The organism is Streptomyces sp. NPDC042638 (assembly GCF_040647235.1).
GTDB classification, from domain to species: Bacteria; Actinomycetota; Actinomycetes; order Streptomycetales; family Streptomycetaceae; genus Streptomyces; species Streptomyces rameus.
This window is the reverse complement of sequence record NZ_JBEZBT010000005.1, coordinates 94,249-115,277: the sequence shown is the minus strand read 5'-3', so window position 1 is coordinate 115,277 and position 21,029 is coordinate 94,249. Positions and strand designations below refer to the sequence as shown.

Below are 21,029 nucleotides of genomic sequence, written 5' to 3'. Positions count from 1 at the left end.
CCCGGCCGCGGTAGAGGCGATGTCCGGCCTGACGCGTGACTGCGTCGCCGTGCCGCCGGCCCATGGCGTGGTGCACCGAGCCGCCCAGGCTGAGGTGGTTCCCGGCGCCTCGCATCAGGGCCTCGAGCAGGCCGGCTGCCCGCCCGTTGGCGTCCGTGTACGAGTTCTCTCGATCAACCCTCTGACCAGGGCCGGCGCGCGTGGACGCGCCACGAGTACCGCGCAGACGGCCCTCGGTCTGAGCAGACCGTCAGAGTTCCACCGCGTTGGCAACGTCCCGCTACCGACACTGAGGAAGCGATGAACAGCAATGATCACGATTCTCGTCTCCCGGCGGAGGCCCGCGCTCGGGCTCTTGTCGACCAGCAACTGACCGCCGCAGGCTGGGCAGTGCAGAGCCGCAAGGAGATGAACCTCTTCGCCGGTGAGCTCGGTGTGCACGGTGTCGCGGTGCGTGAAGTCGTCATGGCGCCGGGCCACGGTCGGGTGGACTACTTGCTGTACGTCGAAAAGAAGGTCGTCGGCGTCATCGAAGCAAAGCCGCAGGGGACCACCCTGTCCGGCGTCGAGTGGCAGTCGGCGATGTACGCCACCGGCTTGCCGCCGGAGCATCGCAAGCGTGCGCACACGGTGGGTGATCGTATCCCGTTCGTGTTCGAGGCCTCCGGTTCGGAGACTCATTTCACCAACGGTTACGACCCTGAGCCGCGTGCCCGGAAGATCTTCAACTTCCCCAGGCCGGCCACACTCGCACGCGTAATCCGGGAGGCCCAGGAGAATCCTGACTTCCCGACCTGGCGGGCGAAGATACGACGCATGCCGCCGCTGAACGGGGAGCGGCTCCGCCCCGCGCAGACCGAAGCGATCTCCAAAACCGAGGCATCTCTGGCCGCTCAGCGTGCAGACCGGTCACTGATCCAGATGGCCACCGGTGCGGGCAAGACGTACACCGCGGTGACCCTGTCCTACCGACTGCTCAAGCACGCAGGATTCAAGCGGGTGCTGTTCCTGGTGGACCGCAACAACCTGGCCAAGCAGACCGCTGCTGAGTTCAGTAACTACGAGACGCCGGACGACCGCCGGAAGTTCACCGAACTGTACTCGGTCCAGCGCCTGACCGGTCTGGGAATGCTGGAGTCTTCGAATGTCGTGATCTCCACGATCCAGCGTGTCTATTCCGTGCTGCGCGGCAAGGACGTCCCCGAGGGCGACGACCCGGCGCTGGACAGCTTCGTGCCGGACAAGCCGGTGGAGATCGCCTACAACCATGACATGCCGCCGGAGTCGTTCGACCTGGTGATCGTGGACGAGGCCCACCGCTCCATCTACGGAGTGTGGAAGGGCGTCCTGGAGTACTTCGACGCCCACATCCTGGGACTGACGGCCACGCCGGGCAAGCAGACGTTCGCTTTCTTCCGCCAGAACCTTGTCTCGCAGTACACGTACACCGAATCGGTGGCCGACTGCGTGAACGTGGACTTCGACATCTACCGCATCAAGACGGAAGTCTCGGAGAACGGCGCGAAGATCGAGGCCGGCACGTTCGTGCCCAAGATCGACCGGCGCACCCGCATCCAGCGTATCGAGGCCATCGACGAGGACATCGAGTACAAAAAGAATCAGCTGGACCGGGCCGTGCAGAATCCAAACCAGATCCGCACTGTCCTGGAGGCATTCCGCGACCGGCTGTTCACCGAGATCTTCCCCGGCCGCACCACGGTCCCCAAGACACTGATCTTCTGCAAGGACGACGCTCACGCCGAGGAGGTCGTCACACAGGTACGGCAGGTCTTCGGCAAGGGCAACGAGTTCGCGGCGAAAATCACCTACCAGGCCAAGGACCCCGAAGGCCATCTGCAGGCCTTCCGCTCCTCCGCGAGGCTACGGATCGCGGTCACGGTGGACATGATCGCCACCGGCACCGACGTCAAGCCACTGGAGTGCGTCTTCTTCATGCGCGATGTCCGCTCGGCGCAGTACTTCGAGCAGATGAAGGGCCGCGGAGCGCGCACCATGCCCAAGCCCGACTTCCAGGCCGTCACCCCCGACTCCCGGACGAGCCCGGTCGCAAGGGAGAAGACGAGGTTCGTCATCGTCGACGCCATCGGCGTCACCGAGCACGACTTCGTGGATCCGCCACTGATGCGCAAAAAGGGCATAAGCCTCGAAAAGCTCCTCAGTAAGGTCGGAAACCTCACGATCACCGAAGACGAGACCGCGACCCTGGCCTCCCGCCTGGCAGCCCTGGAGCTCCAGGTCACCGCTGCCGAGAGGGCCGAGCTCGACAAGGTCGCCGGCCAGCCCCTCGAGAACATCGTGAGGAAACTGGTCGAGGCCTGCGACCCCGAGCACCAGGCCGAAGCCGTCGCCGCTGCCGGCGAAGGCGCGGACCCGCAACAGGAGCTCGACGACCTGCTCGAGAGGGCCATCACCCCGCTGGCCTCCAATCCGGAGCTGCGTACGCGCATCATGGAGCTGCGCCGCCAGCACGACCAGATCATCGACGACACCAACCCCGACACCCTGCTCGAGGCCTACGGCGTCGGCGCGGAGAACAAGGCCCGTGAGATCGTCACGGACTGGCGCGCATACCTGGACGAGCACCGCAGCGAGATCTCCGCGATCCAAGTCCTGCAGCACGGCCAGGAATCCGGCACCCAGCCGGCCGGGAGCACGTTCGCCCAGATCAAGGAGCTGGCCGACCGGATAGCCCGTCCGCCGCACCAGTGGACTCCCCAGCGGCTCTGGGAGGCGTACGAGCAGGTGGAGAAGGGCCGGGTACGGCCGAACGTAAAGGCTCAGGTCACGGACCTGGTGTCACTGCTGCGCTTTACCCTTACGGGTGACGACGAGCTGGTGCCGTACGCGGACAAAGTCCACGAGCGGTACCAGGGCTGGCTACGGCAGCAGGAGCAGGCCGGCATCGTCTTCACCGAGACACAGAAGTGGTGGCTGGACAACATGGCGAACGTGATCGCCTCCTCGGCCGGAATCGACGTCGACCAGCTCGACGGCGCCCCGTTCGACGAGCGGGGCGGCATCGACGGTGCGATTCGTGATCTGGGTGATCAGGCCGGCACCCTCCTGGAGGCTCTGAACAAGGAGCTGACCGCGTGACGCCCGCCTTCCAGACCGTCGGTGAGGTCGCAGCGGTCGATTCCGGTCCCGCCTTCAAGAGCGCCCACTTCGGTGGACCAGGCGAAGGAATCCGGCTCCTGCGAGGCGACAACATCGCACCCGGGGCCCTGCGCTGGGCGCGGACGAAGACCTGGCCGGAGTCGATGCTTCCAGGTTATGAGCGCCTGGCGGTCCAAGAGGGGGATCTCATCCTCGGGATGGACCGCCCGCTCATCTCCTCCGGTCTCAAGCTCGCCCGGGCTCGCCCCGCCGACCTCCCCGCGCTGCTCGTCCAGCGGGTCGCCCGCATTCGCCCACACTCGGTCAACGGCACCTACCTCTACCACTGGCTCAGCAGCTGTGAGTTCCAGCAGCACCTCAAGGGTTCAGCCACCGGAACCCAGCTGCCGCACGTGAACCTGAGGAGCATCAAGGAGTTCAGGGTTCCGCGCTTCGGTGAAACCGCCGAAGCGCGGATCGTCGACGTGCTGGAAGACCACCTCTCCCGCCTGGACGCGGGCGTTGACTACCTCGGCGCCTCCCATCGTCGCGCCCGTGTCCTGGCCAAGGCCGTGCTGCTCGACCTCATTCCCGACGACGGGGACTACCCAGCGCACTGGGAGTCGTCAACCGTGGGGAAAGCGGGCACCGTCGAGCTCGGTCGCCAACGTCATCCCGACTGGCATTCAGGCCCGAATATGAGGCCCTATCTTCGTGTCGCCAACGTTTTCGAGGACCGTATCGACACCAGCTCTCTGATGGAGATGCACTGGCCCGAGGAGACTTTCGAGCGCTTCCGCCTCCACCCCGGTGACGTCCTCCTCAACGAGGGGCAGAGCCCCGAGTGGCTCGGCCGTCCAGCCATCTACCGTGGCGTCCCAAGGGATGTTGCTTTCACCAACAGTCTCCTACGGTTCAAGGCTCGCGAAGACGTACTTCCCGAGTTCGCGCTCCTGGTGTTCCGTCGCCACATGCATGCCGGCCGCTTCGCCCGGGAATCCCGGATCACGACGAACATCGCTCACCTGTCCGGCGCCAGGCTGAAGAAGATCGAGTTCCCGGTGCCGCCGATGGAAGAGCAGTCGCGCATCGTAGAGATTGCCGACATGAAGCTGACCGCGGTCAAGAAACTCGAGGCGGAGATCTCGGTAGCCCAGCGCAAGGCTTCGTCGCTGCGCCGTTCGCTCCTGGACGCCGCTTTCACCGGCCGCCTGACCGGGGCCGCCGCCTCCGAGTCCGAGGGGGCCGAAGCGATCGCCTCTGACACCGTCGAGACCGAGGCTCTTGCGGGTGTGCTGTCCTGATGGCGGGCAAGCAGGTACGCGTGTTCCTGGTGGACGGCAAGGTCGGTGGTCTGACGACCGCGGAGATCATGACGTGGACCGGGCAGCTCCTCAAGGGCGCCCGCAAGGACCTGGGCCGCATCCGGGAGCGCCGGGAGGCCCGGAAAACCGGTGTCTACATCCCGTTGGGTGAGGACGAGGAGACCGGGAAGACCAAGGCGTACATAGGGCAGTCGGACAACGTCGCCAAGAGGCTGAGCACTCATGACCAGAACAAGGACTTCTGGTCGGAGGTCGTGGTCATCACCTCGAAGGACTCCAACCTGACCAGTGCGCACGTGCGCTGGCTGGAGTCCAAGCTCATCGGCATGGCCAAGGCGATCGGCCGCGTGCCGCTGGAGAACGGCAACGAGCCCACCGGCGGTGCGGACCTGCCCGAGGCGGACGCTTCGGACATGGAGGAGTTCGTCCGTCAGCTGGAGATCCTGCTGCCCGTCCTGGGCGTCGACGTGCTGCGCGGCAGGGCCACCCGCCCGCCTGCCGGTGCTCCCTCCGCCGCGTGGACCGCTCCCGCCGGGCCCGGCGGCCCGCTACCGGTCGCCGAGTCCGAGCCAGACCGTGCGGTGGAGGTCTCCCCGGTGTTCCGCCTGGTGCAGATGCCAGGTGCCCAGGCTCAGGTGATCGATGGCGAGTTCACGGTCCTGGCCGGCTCTGAAGTGGCTGCGCAGATGCCGGACCGCGACGGTTACAAGGCTTCGTCGGCCAAGCAGTACAAGGTCCGTCAGGGACAGCACCGTGACCTGGTCGCGGACGGATCGATCGCCGTCGGCACGGACGGGACCGCGCGCCTGACCCGTGACGTCGTGTTCGGCTCGCCTTCAGCCGCCGGAGCGGTCATCGCTGGACGGGTGTCCATGAACGGGCGGATCAACTGGCTCACCGACGACAACGTCACCTACGGCTCCTGGGAGTCCGGCAGCACCGGGGAGTCCGGCAGCACCGGGGAGTCCGGCAGCACTGGCTGACCGGCTCGGAAATCTATGCATCTCGCAGGGCGTATGCCTTGGGCTGGGAAGGAAACAACGTGTCGGACACTCGTCGGCTGGTCGACAAGCTGTGGACGTACGCGGGAGTGCTGCGGGACGCCGGAGTAGGCGTGCTGGAGTACACCGAGCAGCTGACCTACCTGCTGTTCCTGAAGATGGCGCACGAGCGTGCCAACCGGCCGCTCAAGCCTGAGCGGATCGTCCCCGAGGAGTACTCCTGGCAGCGGCTGCTCGACACCGAGGGTGCGGCTCTGGAGACCCAGTACACGCTGATCCTGCAGGGGCTGGGCCGCCAGCCGGGCATGCTGGGCACGATCTTCCGCAAGGCTCAGAACCGCGTGCAGGACCCGGCGATCCTCAAGCGGCTGATCCACGACCTGATCAACAGCGAGACCTGGTCGAGCGGCGGTGACATCAACGGCGACGCCTACGAGTCCCTCCTGTCGAAGGGCGCCAGCGACAAGGGTTCCGGGGCGGGCCAGTACTTCACCCCGCGGTCGGTCATCTCCGCGATGGTCGACGTCGTGCGGCCGTCCGTGGAGGACACGGTGGTCGATCCCGCCTGCGGCACTGGTGGGTTCCTGTTGGGTGCGTACGAGTACGCCTCCAAGGATGCCGCCCACATGAACCCCGAGCAGCGTCAGCACCTGAAGGCGTCGTTCGTGCACGGCGTGGAGATCGTGGACGGCACCGCACGCCTGGCCGCCATGAACCTGCTGCTGCACGGCATGGGCGACGCCAGGGGCGAGTCGCTCGTCGAGGTCAAGGATGCTCTGCTCGACGACCCTGGTCAGCGCTGGTCCGTGGTGCTGGCCAACCCGCCCTTCGGCACGAAGTCCTCGATCACGATGGTGGGCGCCGACGGCAGGGAGGCCCGCGAGGACCGGGAGATCGAGCGCAGCGACTTCGCGGTCACCACGAGCAACAAGCAGCTCAACTTCCTGCAGCACATCATGACCATCCTGGACATCAACGGCCGGGCCGCGGTGGTGCTGCCGGACAACGTGCTGTTCGAGGGCGGGGCCGGAGAGAAACTGCGCCGGCGTCTGCTTACCGACTTCGACCTCCACACGGTCCTGCGCCTGCCCACCGGGGTGTTTTATGCGCAGGGCGTGAAGGCGAACGTACTGTTCTTCGACAAGAAGCCGGCCAGCGAGGCCCCGTGGACAGCCAGGACGTGGGTGTACGACCTGCGAACGAACAAGCGCTTCACCCCCAAGAAGAACCCCTTGACGAGGGGGGACCTGGACGACTTCGTGCAGTCCGCAAAACCAGGTCAGCCCCGAGAGGACCGTGTCGAGTCCGAGCGGTTCAAGTCGTTCCCCTATGACGAGCTGATCGCTCGGGACAAGGTGAACCTCGACATCCTCTGGCTTCGGGACGAGTCTCTTGAGGACCTCGACAATCTGCCCGCTCCCGACGTGATCGCCCGCGAGATCGTCGACGATCTCACCGCTGCCCTCGAAGAGTTCGCGGCCGTCGCCGATGCCCTGGATGCCCTGGATGCCAAGGAAACGAGCGAGGCCTGACCCTGGAGACCGCCTGGGAGTCTCCACCGCGAGTTTGTCAATGGCCGGGGAGGGCCGATCAGGTGGCTATGGTGGCTAGCCCGGCGGTAAACGACGTTGAGGATGATGCCCAGGGCAGTGAAGTAGATGTCGGTGTCGTGTGATGCGGGCAGGACAGGCTTGCCGGAGATGACAGTGGCCAGGAGGACCAACACGGACAGGAAAGCGTTGCCTCCGAAGAGCGCGATGCCGGCCGGCGCGAAGCCCAGGAGATCTTGCGAAGGGCCGTCGCGGACGCCCAGCTCGTCACCGGCGAACGCGACGTCGTCCGCGTCCTGGCCCACTCCGGTCTGGACACGCACCTCGTGGAAGGGGACAGGGCGACCGAGGGCGTGGCACACGTCCGCGAGGCCGTCGGTATCGCCCGCGACCTGGCGGACGCCGATGCCGCCCACGGCAGGGTGCTGACTCTGGCGCTGATCGGCGTTGGTCTGCTCCTGGCCCTGAGTTCATCGGCGCGCACGGAGTCCATCGACGTCTCGGCGGAGGCCCTGGCGGTGTCCGAGCAGGTGGCCGCGGCCGATGCCGCGGTAGGCGAGCCGGTCTTGGTCGACGCACTCGCCCACCACGGCCTGCGGCTGAGCGAGGCCGGACGGCACGCGGAGGCCGTGAGCGCTACCGCCCGGGCGGTCTCCCTGAGCCGTGGCCTGGCCGCCCACCGTCGTGCCAGGACCCGGCTGGTCGCGAACTCACGACGGGAGGAGGCGAGGGATGCCATCGCTGAATCGGCCGTCCTGTGGCGGTCGATCACCGACACCGAACCAGGGTCACCGCGCCGTACGTCGATGTAGTGGCAGAAACCCACGCGCGCCTCGCCGGTGCCAGTGAGGCCGACTTCCTGCAGTGAGACCGGGATGGTCGACCTTGGCCTGGACACGGACGAGCGTGCCTGCGGCAACTGCGCCACGAGCTGCAGGCCATGACATGTGAGCTGGAAGAGGCCGGCGGTGTCCGAGGCCCGGACGGTGGTCAGTGGTAGGCGCTGACGGCGGCCAGAAATAGTGAGCAGGCTGCGCCGGTGGCGCTGCCACCGATCAGTAGGGCGGTGCCGGGGTGGGTGCCTGCACGCCAAGCGGTGAAGGCGGCGCCGCAGCCGACGTGCAGGGCCATGGACAGCGCCAGAAACAGCGTCAGCACCTGAAGCGTGGACATCGCGGTTGTCTCCTTGAGTGAGTGGTCTGCCTGCTGTGCGGACCGGATGGGTAGAACGCTCCCTGTCCACAGGGGTGTCCGGCTGCTGTCTGCCGTCATATTGGACGAATCTGCTGCCGGCTTGCAGGTGGCAGGCCTAGAGTTTCGGTGTCCGGTGCTGTCCGTTCCGGACATGGGGACACACGGGGCGGGGCAATGAACAGGACGCCGGATTTCTTTGAGGACCTGCGGCGAGTGGCGAAGCTCAGGATGGACAAGCTGGGTGGGCAGCCGTCGTACAGGGCATTGTCCCGAGGGCCCGGAGTTTCGCCGGACACTGTTGGAAAGTGGCTGGGTGCGAATCAGTTGCCGCAGCAGGTGGAACCATTGCTGTCGGTTCTGCGGCAGATCAGGGCAGTGGCCTCAGGTAGAGGCTGTCTTCAGGATTCGGCAGGCGGGGGCTCGGATGAGACGGTCGCCGATCTGCTGGCCGAGGAGCGCTGGAGACGCAGTTGGGAGGCCGAGCACCGTCTTCGGATCCAGGCGGATCGGGAGGGCGTGGAACGGCAGAAGGCCCACAAGGCCTTGGAGGAAGAGGAACGGCGTGCCCGTCAGGCGGCGTTGAAGGACCGTCCCCGCCCGGTACGGTCCTGGTCCTTACAGCGGCTAGGGGTGCACAAGGCGATCCCGGGACATCACACCGATCTTGACGATGCCGGATTCGTCGTCCCGACCTATGTGCCCCGCCCCCACGACGCCCAACTGCGTGCACGACTGGCTGGCGCTGTGGCAGGGGAGGCTTCGCTGCTGGTGATGGTGTGCGGCGAGTCGTGCACCGGTAAGACACGCACCGCCGCTGAAGCCCTTCAGCAGACTGTGCCGGACGACTTCCAGCTACTCCTTCCCGCCGATGCCGACGGTCTACTGGCTGCGCTGGCCGCGGACGCCCTCGGGCCGCGCAGCGTCCTGTGGCTGAACGAAGCCCAGGACTACTTGACAGGGCCGTCGGGTGAGGCCGTGGCGGCCGCACTGTTGCGCCGTCTGGATGCCGACGGTCCCTTCCTCGTGATCGCCACCCTGTGGCCGAACTACAACGAGGATCTCACCGACGCCCCCACCCCGGGCGCGGACGATCCCCACCGGCAGGCCCGGGCGCTGCTGGCCCAGGCCCACTACATCCACCTTCCCGACTCCTTCGCCGATGCCCTGGACGCCGTCCGCCGTGCCGCCGACCACGATGCGTCCCTGGCCGCGGCCCTGGAAGCCGGAGGCGCTGACCTCACCCAGGCCCTGGCCGCTGGACCCGACCTGGTCACCCACTACGAGCGCTCGGTCGGCACGCGCGGCATCTACGGCAAGGCACTAATCAGCGCGGCCATGGACCTCCACCGCCTCCAGGTCACGGTGCCGGTGCCGCGGGACTTCCTTCACGATGCGGCATCCGGCTACCTCACCGACGATCAACGCTCCGCCGTCGATCCTGACACCTGGTTCAACGAGGGCCTCGCCCACGCCCGGAAGCTCATCAAGCGGATCACCAGGCCGCTACAGGATGTTCCCCGCCCCTCAGGAATGGGCGCGCTGCCCGGCGTGTTCCGTCTCGCCGACTACCTTCAACAGCACGGCCGCCGCACTCGTCAGAGCCTCTGCCCACCCGCTTCCTTCTGGGACGCCGCCGCCGACCACATCACCGCCCCGGCGGACCTTACCCGCCTCGCCGTCGCTGCCAAGAGACGGTCCCGGTACCGTCACGCTGCACAGTTCTACTGCGCCGCCGCCGACAAGGGGGACCTGTCCGCCCTCGTGAGTCTGGCGGGGATGCGGGAGGCGGCCGGAGACCGGGAGGGCGCCGAACGGCTGTACCGCGTCGCCGCCGACGGCGGAGACACCGTCGCTCTGGTGACACTGGCAGAGATGCGCGAGAGGGCGGGGGACCGGGAGGAAGCCGAGCGGCTCGCCCACGCTGCCGCTGACAACGGCAGCACCTCCGCCCTGAAGTTCCTGGCGCTGGCGCGGTTACGAGAGGGGGCCGGGGGCCGGGAGGAAGCCGAGCGACTGTACCGCGCCGCCGCCGGCGGCGGAGACACGGAGGCTCTGCGGCAGTTGGTGCGGTGGCGGGAGGAGAGTGGGAACTGGGAGGAAGCCGAACGGCTCGCCCGCACCGCCGCCGACATGGGGGACTCTTCCGCCCTGCTGGCATTGGCGCGAGGGCGGGAGGCGGCCGACGATAGGCAGGAAGCCGAACGGTTGTACCGCGCCGCCGCCGACAGCGGAGACACCGACGCCCTGCTGGCTGCAGCACGGATGCGGGAGGTGGGCGGAGACAGGGAGGAGGCCGAACGGCTGTACCGCGTCGCCGCCGACAGCGGAGACGCCTCCATCCTGGTGGAACTGGCGCGGAGGCGGGAGGAGACCGGGAACCAGGAGGAAGCCGAGCGGCTCGCCCGCGCCGCCGCCCACAACGGAAACACCTCGGCCCTCGTGGAACTGGCGCGGAGGCGGGAGGAGAACGGGAACCGGGAGGAAGCCGAGCGGCTCGCCCGCGCCGCCGCCGACAGGGGAGACACCTCGGCACTGCTGTCACTGGCTCGCAGTCCGAGGGCGGCCGAGGATTGGAAGGAAGTCGAACGGCTGTACCGCGCCGCCGCCGACAGCGGAGACGCCTCGGCCCTGGTGTATCTGGGCCAGATGCGGGAGAAGGCCGGAGATCGGGAGGAAGCCGAACGGCTGTACCGCGCCGCCGCCGACAGCGGCAACACCTCCACTGTGCTGTCTCTGCTCCGGATGCGAGAGGAGGCGGGGGACCGGGAGGAAGCCGAGCGGCTCGCCCGTGCCGCCGCCCACAACGGAAACACCGCGGGCCTGGTGTTTCTGGCGCTGATACGGAAGGTCGGGAACCGGGAGGAGGCTGAACGACTCGCCCGTGCCGCCGCCGACAGCGGGGACCTCAACGGCGTGATGGAAGTTGCGCAGATGCGAGAGGAGGCAGGGGACCTGGAGGAGGCCGAACGGCTGTACTGCACTGTCGCTGACAGCGGATATACCGTCGCCCTCGAGTATCTGGCTAGGCTGCGGCCAGCGGTAGCGGAGGAGTACGAGCGCTATGGCCTGGAGGGCGAGGGAGCGCTGGCCGAGCCGTGGGCGTGGCCCGATCCGCACGTCACCTCCAGGCGAGCGGTGCGGATGATCCCGTAGACGTAGATGCTCCGTACCCCTCGGACCTGCAGTCTGCGGCCGGGCCGGTGCGGTACACGCTGCTGTCGACGCTGTGCCACGTACGGGAGACGGAAATAGGTGGACGACGGCATCCCCGGACACCGTGCGGCTCTATCCGCCCGAATTTCCGTGACCGGCCCGCCCTGCTCCGACCTCGCGCGCCGCAAGGACGGCGAGCGCATATGTTTCTCCAAGGCCTAAGCATTCTTGTGGGACGCCGTATCGCTTGGTCGCCAGCAGCGCGCACGGCACCCGTCGCGCCGTCACCTCTACTAGGTCCGCCTGACGGCCGCTCACCAGCCAGTGAAGGATGAGGGTGAACACCTCACCCAGGAACTGCATGTGCACCGGACTGAGGTCCCGGTGCCGGGCGGGGCGGCTCTTCTTCAGTGAGAAGGGTTCGGTAGTCCCGTCCTCGACCTACTACCGCGTGTGGCAGGAGGCTCGACTCCTGGCGCTACCGCCGGCTGTCGCGGCCTCGCCGCTCGCGAGTAGGCCGTACGACCTTCGGCACTCGGCTCTGTCGACGTGGCCCAATGCAGGAGTGGATTCCACTGCTGACGCGGTACGCAAAGTGCCTTGATGGACGTCAGGATGTCGCCAACCGGCATATCGAGGACCTGCTTCGCGAGTACGAGTGAGACCACCTGCACCACACTGAGAGGCCTCAGGTATGTCGCCTGGGGCCTCCCTCATTTTGAGCCCTACTTGTGGCGATCCGAAGTAGCGAGCGGAGCCGTGCCGCTTGCCCTTCGTTGGACTCGGTACTGCCGGCGCAGTCACGAGATGTGCGAGAGCCCCGCCGGCGCTTTACCGGGGCCTGCGTTGGCGCAGTCGCCGGTGCCGAGGGCGTTGGCGATGCTGTACGCAGTCTGCATGTCGGCGTTCAAGTGATCGATAGCCTTGTTCGTGGTGGTGATCGCAGTCGTGATGTGCGCTTCCGCTGTAGCGATGGCGGCGTTGGCACCGGGCAGTGTGGGTAGCCCGTCAGCGGTGAGGGCGGTCTGAGCGTTCTTGAGAGCGGTGATCTGAGACCGCAGCCCCGTGATCCCCTGCTTCTCTTGATCTACGTCATAGCTGGCCGTGGTTGTGACGTCGTACCCGACGACGTTCTCGGCGTCGTAGCCGACTACGTTCTCGACGTTGTAGCAGTCGTCACCGTTTCCCTCCTTGGCGTCTTGCCGTTCCTGCGCGAGGTCCTTATCGGCTGTCGTGACGTCGCCGCGAACCGATTTGGCGTTGTTGAAGGAACTGTTGGAGTCCTGAAGCGTTGTGAGCGCGTCCTGCGCTGTTTGCTGGTCCGCCGCTTGTGCACTGGCCTGAGCGCTTGCACGAACCGTCGTCTGGTCCTGCTGCTGCGCGATTCGCTCCGCCTGCGCGTCTTCAGTCCAACCGCCTTGGAGGAAGGTGCTACACACGCTCTGCCCGAATATCTGGCCGTTGGTGTCGCGGACCACGACGATGACGTCGTTCTTCTGTACAGCGCACACCTCCGGTACGAGACCTTGCACGGCAACGGCTTGCGTTGTCCAGAAGTCTCCGCCTGTGGACAAGGATGAAGCGAGCCTGCTGCACTCGGCCGCCGGATTGGATTCCCCGCTGCTGTGCACCTCGGCACGGGCGGCGTGCCCGTACAGGTAAATCGTGCAGACGCCACCACCGGCACCTGCTGCCGCCGACGCTGGGCTGCTCGTGGCTGACGGCGTCAAGGAGGCCGATCGGGCCCCAGGCACGGTAGAAGGCTCGTGAGGAGACGCGCAGGCGGCGAGAGGCGAACAGGAGAGCAGAGCGATTGCCGAGATGGTGCGGCGCACGATTCCCCTCATGAGTGGCAGGAGTTGGTGAGGATACTGTGACAGCCGTGCGGGACCTGTGTGTCATTGTTGCCGGAACGTGAGGAAGCCCGCCCCTCCTGGGGAAGGGGCAAGCCCCGAGCACTTCGGCCACCTAGGACGACTGAGCGAAGCACCGCAGCGTCGGGACGGACAGCCGGTCGCCCTCACACCTCGACTCAATACGGCGCGGACAACTGGACGCTACGCCGGGATCCTGTCGAGGTGGACGCCGTTGAGTCCATATGCGGCAAGGACGAAAAGCGTGAGCACAGGGGGGGTTCATGGAACTGCACGTCACGCGCTGGAAGCGGTACGGGCATGATCGTCTGTACGCCAACCTGCCCGATGGCACCGCGGTCGGTTGGGCGGACGTCAGGACGGGAGACATCACGGTCTTGCGGGCTGAGTGCCGCGACGACGTGATCGCCGTGCTCACGAAGCACTTACAGAACCTCACCGAGCCTGTCCCTCCTAACAGGGCGTCGGAGGTTCAGGCGCGTCCCACACTGCCGCCTCTGACGCCGGCCGACGACCTGGCCGTCAACCCTCCCGGGCAGGCGTTGCGTGATCTGCTCACCGAATCCGGCCCGGGGCTGATGGAGCGAGTCGTCTCACGGCTTCTGCGGCGGCCCTCGGAATGGGAATCCTGGCGCAAGGGGTTGGCGGGGGAGCGGCGAGTGGGAGCCGAGTTGAACCGCCTAGGGCGCCACGGCTGGCGCGTCCTGCACTCCATCCCCTTGGCCAACAAAGTGGATATCGATCACTTAATGGTCGGGCCTGGTGGAGTGTTCAGCATCAATACGAAGCACCACGACAAGAGGGCCGTGTGGGTCGGGGACGATTCCGTGAAAGTCGATCACGGGAAACCGGCACCCTATGCACGCAAGAGCCGGGCGGAGGCCAAGAGGGTCGCCCGAGTGCTTGAACGCTATTGCGACTTCCCGGTGCCGGTGGAGCCGGTGCTCGTCTTCGTCGGCGTCACCGAGCTGGAGGTGGTCGCTACGCAGCTCGATGTCCGGGTGTACCAGGAGCGCCGGCTATCTGCACTCGCTCCCCTCTCAGGCGCGCTCACGACCGACCAGGTGGAGCAGGTGTATAGCGTTGCTCGCCATCGCCAAGCTTGGAGCAATGCCTGATTCGGTGCGTCTCAGTGAGGTGCCGGCCTTCCCTGCGGGGCCTGTGGGTGGTTTCCAGGGCCTGACCGTCGTCGGGGCGGGGTGCCCTGTCAGTGCCGTCTCTTACGCTCCGCTCTTGAACATGCAGTTCGAGTGGAGAGGGGAAGGGTATGGGTGGCAACGCATGAACTCATACCGGCCCGTATCAGCGTGATCTGGTGGCCGCGTTCCGGCAGAAGCAGGAAGACGAGTTGGCGCGGGACAACCACGGCTTCGAGGGGCGGGCCGTCGAGGAAATGTGGCGCGACCCGGAGTGGCACGAGTACATCTTCACCGGCGGCACGGGCTCCGTGTTGGACTTCCCTCTCATGATTGAGGCCGCGGACACCGACGGTGGTCTGACGGATCACGCGGGCGGTGACCCCCGGTCCCGGAGGCGTGGCCTGGGCGGTGCCGCAGACCAGGAACGGTGGCAGCGGTCACCACCCCTGTTATGGCGGTACGGAGAGCGTGGCGCATGCGGGGCCTCCGACAAGTACGAGAGCCGATACCGCCGTGAACATCAGGCCAGACGGGACCTGTTGGGGCCGGAACCCACTCTTCTGCAGCCGACATCGGGCGGTGGCGCCTCATGAGGGAGGAGGATTGCCCGGTCCGTCACTCCTCGCCGCTCTCCTCGGCAACCTGCGGCGTCGGTGCCTGGGTGGGGGATCAGAGCGCGTTCATGGTGTATCCCCACCAAGGGGCGCGCGCACCATCCGAGGTGACCCGGCCACTGTCAGGGCTGACCCACTCACGCTTGGCGGTGGAGAGGTTGTAGAGCGCCCGCTGATAGTCGTCCCAGGTGCCTTCCCACCCGCCCGCAGGTGTGTCGTTGTAGCTCGACGCTGCCGTCCAGATGTGGTCGTTGTCGTACCACGTCGGCACGGGGCCGTTGACCCCGATCGCGCCGTAGTCGTGTGCGTTGCTGAACCCGTCAGCGTCGGTGACGACGGTGTGCAGGGAATTGTCGGGCTGCGGGGCGTAGTGGGCGATACGGGTGCCGTCCGGGGAGGCTGACAACACTGCCAGGTCCGCTACGCGGCTGGGGTCCCATGGGTTCCCCGGGGTACCGACATAGTCTGCAATGGCGCTGTTGGGGGTCAGGGCGCCGGTGTCCAGGTGGTAGATCCACTGCCCGTTCGGTGCCTCATTGCTTGTGTTGCCTCCGTAGACCGCTACTTCATCACCTGCAGGGTCCGGGACTGGCAGGTTCTCCGGTTCCATGCCCCACCCGTTGAGGGTGTTCGCGCTGTCCGGGAGCGTCGGGTAGGTCGCCGCTGCGGTGTCCGGGTTGTAGAAGACGCGGCCCACGCCGCCGTAAGCACCGATGACACGGGCGGTCACCAGGTGGCCGACCGAGCCGGCGTTCACGGGCGTCGGCAGGAAGACGATGTTGACGAAGGCGTCTCCATCCTGCTGGCCGGTGAAGGCCTTCGCCGGCGCTGTGCCCGTCAGGTTCTGCACGTGGATGGTCTGGGTGTTGCTGCCCTGGTAGGGACTGGCGAACGGCACGGTTCCCCAGGCTGCCCAGGTAGCGTTGTGGTTGAGCGCAACCTCGGTGACGCTGCTGGTGGACGGAACTGTGGCCAGCGTGCGCACTGCCTGCCCGGGGCGTTTGGCTTTGACCTGCCACGAGTGGTCCTGCCTCTGTTCGCTCCACAGCATGGTGCCGTCGGGGCCTGCGGCGTGGGCCTTGATGGTCGTGCTATAGCCGGAGGCGGTGTACAGAGTGCGGGTCGCTCCTCCGGAGGGGGAGTACGCCACGACGCGGGCCGCGTTGGCGGTGTCGATGCCGAATACGTACGGGGCGGTGAACGGCCCGGTGACGGTCTGCTTGACCGTCGCGCTAGTGGCTGCACGCGCGTAGCCCGCGGCGGGAGCCACGACTCGATAGGAGGTCGTGCCGCGGGATGAGGTGTCCAGGGAGAAGGCGTGCTTCCCGCCGGACGAGGTAGTGGCGTTCACGACGGTCTTCCAGGTACCGCCGGAGTAGCGTTGCAGGGTGACCGGCCTGACCGCGGCAGGAGAGAGGGTGACGGTCAGGGTGGCCGGCGCCGCCAGCTCGACTGTCGGCGCACTGAGACGCGCGGTAGCCGTGGTCTTCGCATATGCGGTCCACGAGACGGGGCGGGAGGTTGCCGAGGCGTACCTCGAGGTTTTCAGCGCGAACAGGCGAGCGGAGTGACGTCCGGCGGTGGTGTTCTTCTGGCTGAAGTAGGCATCGCCATGGGAGTTGGTCTTCCCGGAAGCGACCTTCACCCAGTGCCCGGAAACGAGCTCCTGCCACTGGTAGGCACGGCCGGTCGACGGGTAGATGTGTCCGCCCAGGCTCACCGTTCCCCCGACCGACGTGGACAGTGACGAGGATGTGATGGTGGCAGTGGACTTGGTGGCCGCCTCTGCTGGCGCGGTCACTACGACGGTTGCTGCTACCGCCATCACGGCAGTGGCTGCAAGGCGGCGTATGGGCACGGAGTCTCCTGGTTGATAGAGCGATGACATAGCCACTCTCTACGGCGTTGGCCAACGTACTGGCATATGCCAAGCCAGTTGACGTCGCCCCTCGGATTTCTGAAGTGGTCCGCGCGCACAGTCACCGCGAGCGATCAGCAGCACCGGGCCGTCCAGCGCGCATGCACTCTTCTGAGCCGGGGTGGGGTCGAGTGTCGAGGCCCTGCTGAGTCGCTACGTCACGTGGGTCGACGGTCGACAGGAGGTCGTCAATCGGAGTCGAGGGGTTGTTGCGCGAGTACGAGTGATCAGAGATTGCGCTGGGGGCCTTCTCCTGGCGGTCTCCCGGGTTCATTTGCCGATACCGGCAGGCGGACCCGGAACCGCCGAAGTCTCCGAAGGAATGGCCAGATGCGGGGTAACGGTCACTTGGGGCGGACATGGAGATGGTGGGCATCGACTTCCAGGTGGTCACCAGCCTCTCGTCGTGTGACCACCGCAGGTCAAAACTGTCCGTGATTCCGTAAACAGCTCACCGAGCGGGGAAGGTGAGTCGCAGAACGATCTCGCCCTCGTCGATCTCCCCGGTGGGCTCGAACCCGAACTTCTGGTAGAAGGGCCACGGCTCGCCGTCGCCGGGCTCGTAGCTGGTCAGCAGCTCGGTGGCGCCGTCCGCGCGAACCAGGGTGGCAACCTGCGTGAGCGCCTCTCGGCCGATCCCTCGCCCCTGATACCGCTTGTCGACGAGGAGGCGCCAGAGGAAGTGTCGCCCCTTGTAAAGACCAGCCGGCGGTTTCCACGACAGCATCACGAAGCCGACTGGCTCATCGCCGCGGTACACGGCGCGGTACCAGGGGTTGGCCTCCGGTTTCTTCGCCGCCTCCTTGAGGGAGTGGGACACGGAGGCGACGAACTGCTTCTGGTCACGTCGGACGCGGAGGGCACGGACGGCATCGCGGTTGTCGTCGGTGATCTCCCGTAGGAGCACGCTCGGGGATCTCATGCCACACCCCTTCCGCATCCGACAGCTGCGCCGCCCCGACCTACGTGAAGAGCCGATACCGGGCGGCATTCCCGCGCATCCGCGTTGTCGAGGCCGCCAGGTCGGACGTCTTCGCAGCGTATTCGACCCAGGCGATCTGGAGCGGGACTGGCACGCCGGGCTGTGACCGCGCCCAAGGGAGAGGTTTCCTTCCAAACTTATCGAAAGGCTATTGACTTATGGCATCTGGTGTACATCGTGGTTAGTAGGCCATAACACCGAAAGAGTTGCAAAGTCGATGAGGACGTCTAGCCGGCTGGTGACTTGGACAGGATGTGGTTCAGGCCCCCAGCAAGCCGGCGCGATACCGAGCAACAGTGACGACTGAAGGTTCAGGACACGAGCAGTACTACTGGGGACTGTTTTTTGCCCTCAAGGCGCGGCCACTGCACTGTGCTCTACCGCGACGGTCAGCCGACCGAGATCGGCTACTGCCGGGCACCGCCGATGAACCGACCCTCAGGCCCCTGGACTTGTCCCGGGGCCTCGCCGTTTGCCGGAGCTGACCTGGGCAGACGCCTCAAGATCCCGTCCACGCCTCGTCCACAGACCCCGTCGTACGGCCGCTTCGGGCCGCACACGCCTGCACATACGCGAAGACCCCGGCCTCAGCGTTTCCGCTGGTGTCGGGGTCTTTGGGCACCTGATCCAAGGTGCCCCCGGCAGGATTCGAACCTGCGCACACGGCTCCGGAGGCCGTTGCTCTATCCCCTGAGCTACGGGGGCGTGTCGGGCGTTGAGCTTCTCGCTCGCGGCGACGGGTAGAACATTAGCAGGTCCGCGGGGGTGATCAGGAACCCGTTTCGCCGGAGAGGGTGGGCGGGTGCCCTGTACGGGGTGGAAGTGGGGAAAACCCGGACGCGGTGGCCGGTCCGGACCTACTCTCGACTTGTGCCAGGCGCCTCGGGCCGGGTGCTTGTTGTGGACGACAACAAGGTCATCCGGCAACTGATCAGGGTCAACCTCGAGCTTGAAGGGCTGGAGGTCGTGACCGCGGCCGATGGTGCCGAGTGTCTGGACGTGGTGCACCAGGTGCGGCCCGACGTCGTGACGCTCGACGTCGTCATGCCCCGGCTGGACGGGCTGCGTACCGCTGCCCGGCTCCGGGCCGATCCCCGTACGCAGCACCTGCCTCTCGCCATCATCAGCGCGTGTACGCAGTTCGAGGTCGAGACCGGCCTGGACGTCGGCGTCGACGCCTTTCTCGCCAAGCCCTTCGAACCCTCCGAGCTCGTACGGCTTGTCAAGGACCTCATCGAGCGGAAGACCGGGCACGAGGGCGGCGGGGGAGACGGGTCCGGGGGAGAGGGCCGTGGGGGAGACGGTGATGGTGGCGGAGATCGGGGTGGGGGTGGTGACGGGGAGGCTGTCGCGGAGATCGACGGGGGCGAGGAGTCTCCCCTTCATGGACGCTTCCCCGGGCATGGGGTCTCCGCCGGGCCTTCCGAGTCTTCCGGGCTTTCCCAGTCCGGTTCTTCCCAGTCTTCCGGGCAGGGGCATGCGGACTTCCCTGGTCATGACGACCTCCCCGCCCATGACGGTTTCCCCGGGCACGACGGCTTCGCCGGGCGCGGTAGTTCGGCCGGGGTCGGCCCGGTCGAGGGGCGTGGCGGGCTGTCGGGGCAGTGACGGCGCCCCGGCCGTGTTTCGGGTGGGATGTCGCTCGCCGGGCAGGCCGGTGCGTACGGCAAGTGAACAGGCGTAACCGGCTCGCGTACCCACCCCCCTCCTCCCCTACGCTTGTCCCGTGACCCCCGTCGAGCTCTCCCGCACCGTGTTGCACGCGGTGCGTCGTGCTGTCGACGACGGGGAGCTGAGTGTGACCGTTCCCGACCGGGCCGTGGTGACCGAGCCGGGGCCCGGCGGATGCGGGGACCTCGCCACCACCATCGCCCTGCAGCTCGCCCGGTCCGCCGGGCAGCCGCCCCTGCGCGTCGCCGAGATCCTGCGGCCCCGCCTCGCCGAGGCCGCCGGCATCCGGGACGTCGTCGTCACCGGGCCCGGGTTCCTCAACATCAGCCTCGACGCTCAGGCCGATCCCCTCGTCGGGCTGGTGCGGGAGATCAGGGAGAAGGGCGCCCGGTACGGGTACGGCGACGCCCTCGCGGGGCAGGTCGTCGCGCTGCGCGTGCCGTACGAGGTGCGGGCCGAGGTCGTCGCCGACGCCGTCGTACGCATCGTGGGGACCCAGGGCGGCCGTGCCACCGTCGAGCACGGCGAGCCTGTCAACCTGCGGCCCGTGCCCGCCCCGGAGGACCCCGCACCGCTCGGGCCCGACGCCGCCCAGTGGGCCCTGCTCCACCCGGCCCCGCACGACCGGCCCCGGATCACCGCCGATCACCTGGTCCAGCGGGAGGGCAATCCGCTCTTCCGAGTGCGGTACGCGCACGCCCGCATCCGTTCCCTCAGCCGCAACGCCGCCCACCTCGGCTTCACCGCCGAGCCCGGTCCCCTCACCGGCGAACCCGGCCCCCTCACCGGCGAACCCGGCCCCCTCACCGCCGAGTCCGGTCCCCTGACCGTCCAGTCCGGCCCCCTCACCGCTGAGCCGGGTCCCCTCGCTGCCGAGCCCGGCCCCCTCACCGCCGACCGCGGCACCGGGGCCCCCACCGGCGGTATCCCCGGCGGCGGTACCGACGCCGGCTCCGGCGGTGGCCCTTACCCGGAGCCCGCCACCCCCGGCGCCGTCCCTCACGTGCACGTGACCGGCGTCGCCCTCGTCCCGGACGCCGCCGCCGACGACGCCACCACCCCCGGCGCCGCCCCCCACGCGCACGCCCCCGGCATCACCCCGATCACCCCGCCCCCCGCCCCGGACCGCACCCCCACCCCGGACCGGTACCGCACCGCCACCCCCACGGCCCCCACCCCGGCCTCCACCCCCACCCACCCCCTCCTCCCCGCCCTCGCCGCCCACCCCCGCATCCTCGCCGTGGCCGCCACCCGTCGTGCCCCGGACCGGCTTGCCCGGCATCTGGTCACCGTTGCCGATGCCGTGCTGCCGCTGTTGCCCTTCGTGCTTCCCGTCGGCGAGGAGAAACCCTCGGCCGCCCACCGGGCCCGGCTGGCCCTTGCCGAAGCCGCCGGGACGGTGCTGGCCGGCGGCCTGTCCCTGCTCGGTATCGACGCACCCGAACACCTCTGAGGCGCCCGATGAGGATGCGCTCCGGAGAGAGACAGAGA

12 protein-coding genes, 1 tRNA gene and 3 pseudogenes are annotated in these 21,029 nt (G+C 67.4%); 10 read left to right on the top strand and 6 right to left on the bottom strand.

Annotated features, from left to right (window positions below):
- The first annotated feature begins 300 nt into the window (after positions 1-300).
- From AB0B40_RS06475 to AB0B40_RS06455, 5 genes are all read left to right on the top strand, one after another.
- On the top strand, positions 301-3,117 hold the full coding sequence (locus AB0B40_RS06475) for a DEAD/DEAH box helicase family protein (protein ID WP_362263268.1): 2,817 nt from the start codon (positions 301-303) through the stop codon (positions 3,115-3,117).
- On the top strand, positions 3,114-4,421 hold the full coding sequence (locus AB0B40_RS06470) for a restriction endonuclease subunit S (protein WP_362263265.1): 1,308 nt from the start codon (positions 3,114-3,116) through the stop codon (positions 4,419-4,421). Before AB0B40_RS06475 ends, AB0B40_RS06470 begins: the two co-directional genes overlap by 4 nt.
- Entirely contained in the window at positions 4,421-5,425 is a 1,005-nt protein-coding gene (locus tag AB0B40_RS06465) for a GIY-YIG nuclease family protein (RefSeq protein ID WP_362263262.1), read from the top strand. Before AB0B40_RS06470 ends, AB0B40_RS06465 begins: the two co-directional genes overlap by 1 nt.
- Before the next feature lie 59 nt (positions 5,426-5,484).
- Positions 5,485-6,975: a class I SAM-dependent DNA methyltransferase gene (locus AB0B40_RS06460; RefSeq protein WP_345060727.1), complete on the top strand. Its 1,491-nt coding sequence runs from the start codon at positions 5,485-5,487 to the stop codon at positions 6,973-6,975.
- Between the two features lie 254 nt (positions 6,976-7,229).
- Positions 7,230-7,805 carry a hypothetical protein gene (locus AB0B40_RS06455; RefSeq protein ID WP_362263259.1) on the top strand — a complete coding sequence of 192 codons (576 nt, stop codon included), beginning with the start codon at positions 7,230-7,232 and terminating at the stop codon, positions 7,803-7,805.
- A gap of 178 nt (positions 7,806-7,983) precedes the next feature.
- Here AB0B40_RS06455 and AB0B40_RS06450 read toward each other — a convergent pair whose 3' ends face one another.
- Positions 7,984-8,166 carry a hypothetical protein gene (locus AB0B40_RS06450; protein WP_345060723.1) on the bottom strand — a complete coding sequence of 61 codons (183 nt, stop codon included), beginning with the start codon at positions 8,164-8,166 and terminating at the stop codon, positions 7,984-7,986.
- Positions 8,167-8,361: 195 nt separating this feature from the next.
- On the opposite strand from AB0B40_RS06450, the gene AB0B40_RS06445 reads away from it, so the two are divergent.
- Positions 8,362-11,340 (top strand): tetratricopeptide repeat protein, encoded by a 2,979-nt coding sequence (locus AB0B40_RS06445; RefSeq protein WP_362263256.1) that lies wholly within the window; start codon positions 8,362-8,364, stop codon positions 11,338-11,340.
- 394 nt (positions 11,341-11,734) lie between these two features.
- Positions 11,735-12,002 (top strand): annotated as a pseudogene (locus AB0B40_RS06440) (site-specific integrase); the annotation flags it as partial.
- Between the two features lie 138 nt (positions 12,003-12,140).
- Here the strand turns inward: AB0B40_RS06440 and AB0B40_RS06435 are convergent.
- The gene (locus AB0B40_RS06435) at positions 12,141-13,175 is read right to left on the bottom strand and encodes a hypothetical protein (protein ID WP_362263254.1); all 1,035 of its coding nucleotides are present in this window, start codon (positions 13,173-13,175) and stop codon (positions 12,141-12,143) included.
- 302 nt (positions 13,176-13,477) lie between these two features.
- Here AB0B40_RS06435 and AB0B40_RS06430 point away from each other — a divergent pair, with 302 nt between their 5' ends.
- Entirely contained in the window at positions 13,478-14,332 is an 855-nt protein-coding gene (locus AB0B40_RS06430) for a nuclease-related domain-containing protein (RefSeq protein WP_362263251.1), read from the top strand.
- A 365-nt stretch (positions 14,333-14,697) separates the two neighbouring features.
- Here AB0B40_RS06430 and AB0B40_RS06425 read toward each other — a convergent pair.
- The 4 genes and pseudogenes from AB0B40_RS06425 to AB0B40_RS06410 form a co-directional block, all read right to left on the bottom strand.
- A pseudogene (locus AB0B40_RS06425) lies at positions 14,698-14,830 on the bottom strand (cupin domain-containing protein); the annotation flags it as partial.
- Positions 14,831-15,022: 192 nt separating this feature from the next.
- Complete coding sequence (locus AB0B40_RS06420; protein WP_345060715.1) at positions 15,023-16,825, bottom strand: hypothetical protein; 1,803 nt, start codon at positions 16,823-16,825, stop codon at positions 15,023-15,025.
- 511 nt (positions 16,826-17,336) lie between these two features.
- The gene (locus AB0B40_RS06415) at positions 17,337-17,807 is read right to left on the bottom strand and encodes a GNAT family N-acetyltransferase (RefSeq protein WP_362263248.1); all 471 of its coding nucleotides are present in this window, start codon (positions 17,805-17,807) and stop codon (positions 17,337-17,339) included.
- A gap of 693 nt (positions 17,808-18,500) precedes the next feature.
- Positions 18,501-18,572: transfer RNA gene (locus AB0B40_RS06410), tRNA-Arg, on the bottom strand.
- Between the two features lie 165 nt (positions 18,573-18,737).
- On the opposite strand from AB0B40_RS06410, the pseudogene AB0B40_RS06405 reads away from it, so the two are divergent.
- Together AB0B40_RS06405 and nrtL are read left to right on the top strand one after the other, a co-directional pair.
- Positions 18,738-19,109 (top strand): annotated as a pseudogene (locus AB0B40_RS06405) (response regulator); the annotation flags it as partial.
- Positions 19,110-19,593: 484 nt separating this feature from the next.
- Positions 19,594-20,991, top strand: a complete 1,398-nt coding sequence (nrtL, locus tag AB0B40_RS06400) for an ArgS-related anticodon-binding protein NrtL (protein ID WP_362263245.1) — start codon at positions 19,594-19,596, stop codon at positions 20,989-20,991.
- Positions 20,992-21,029 lie beyond the last annotated feature (38 nt).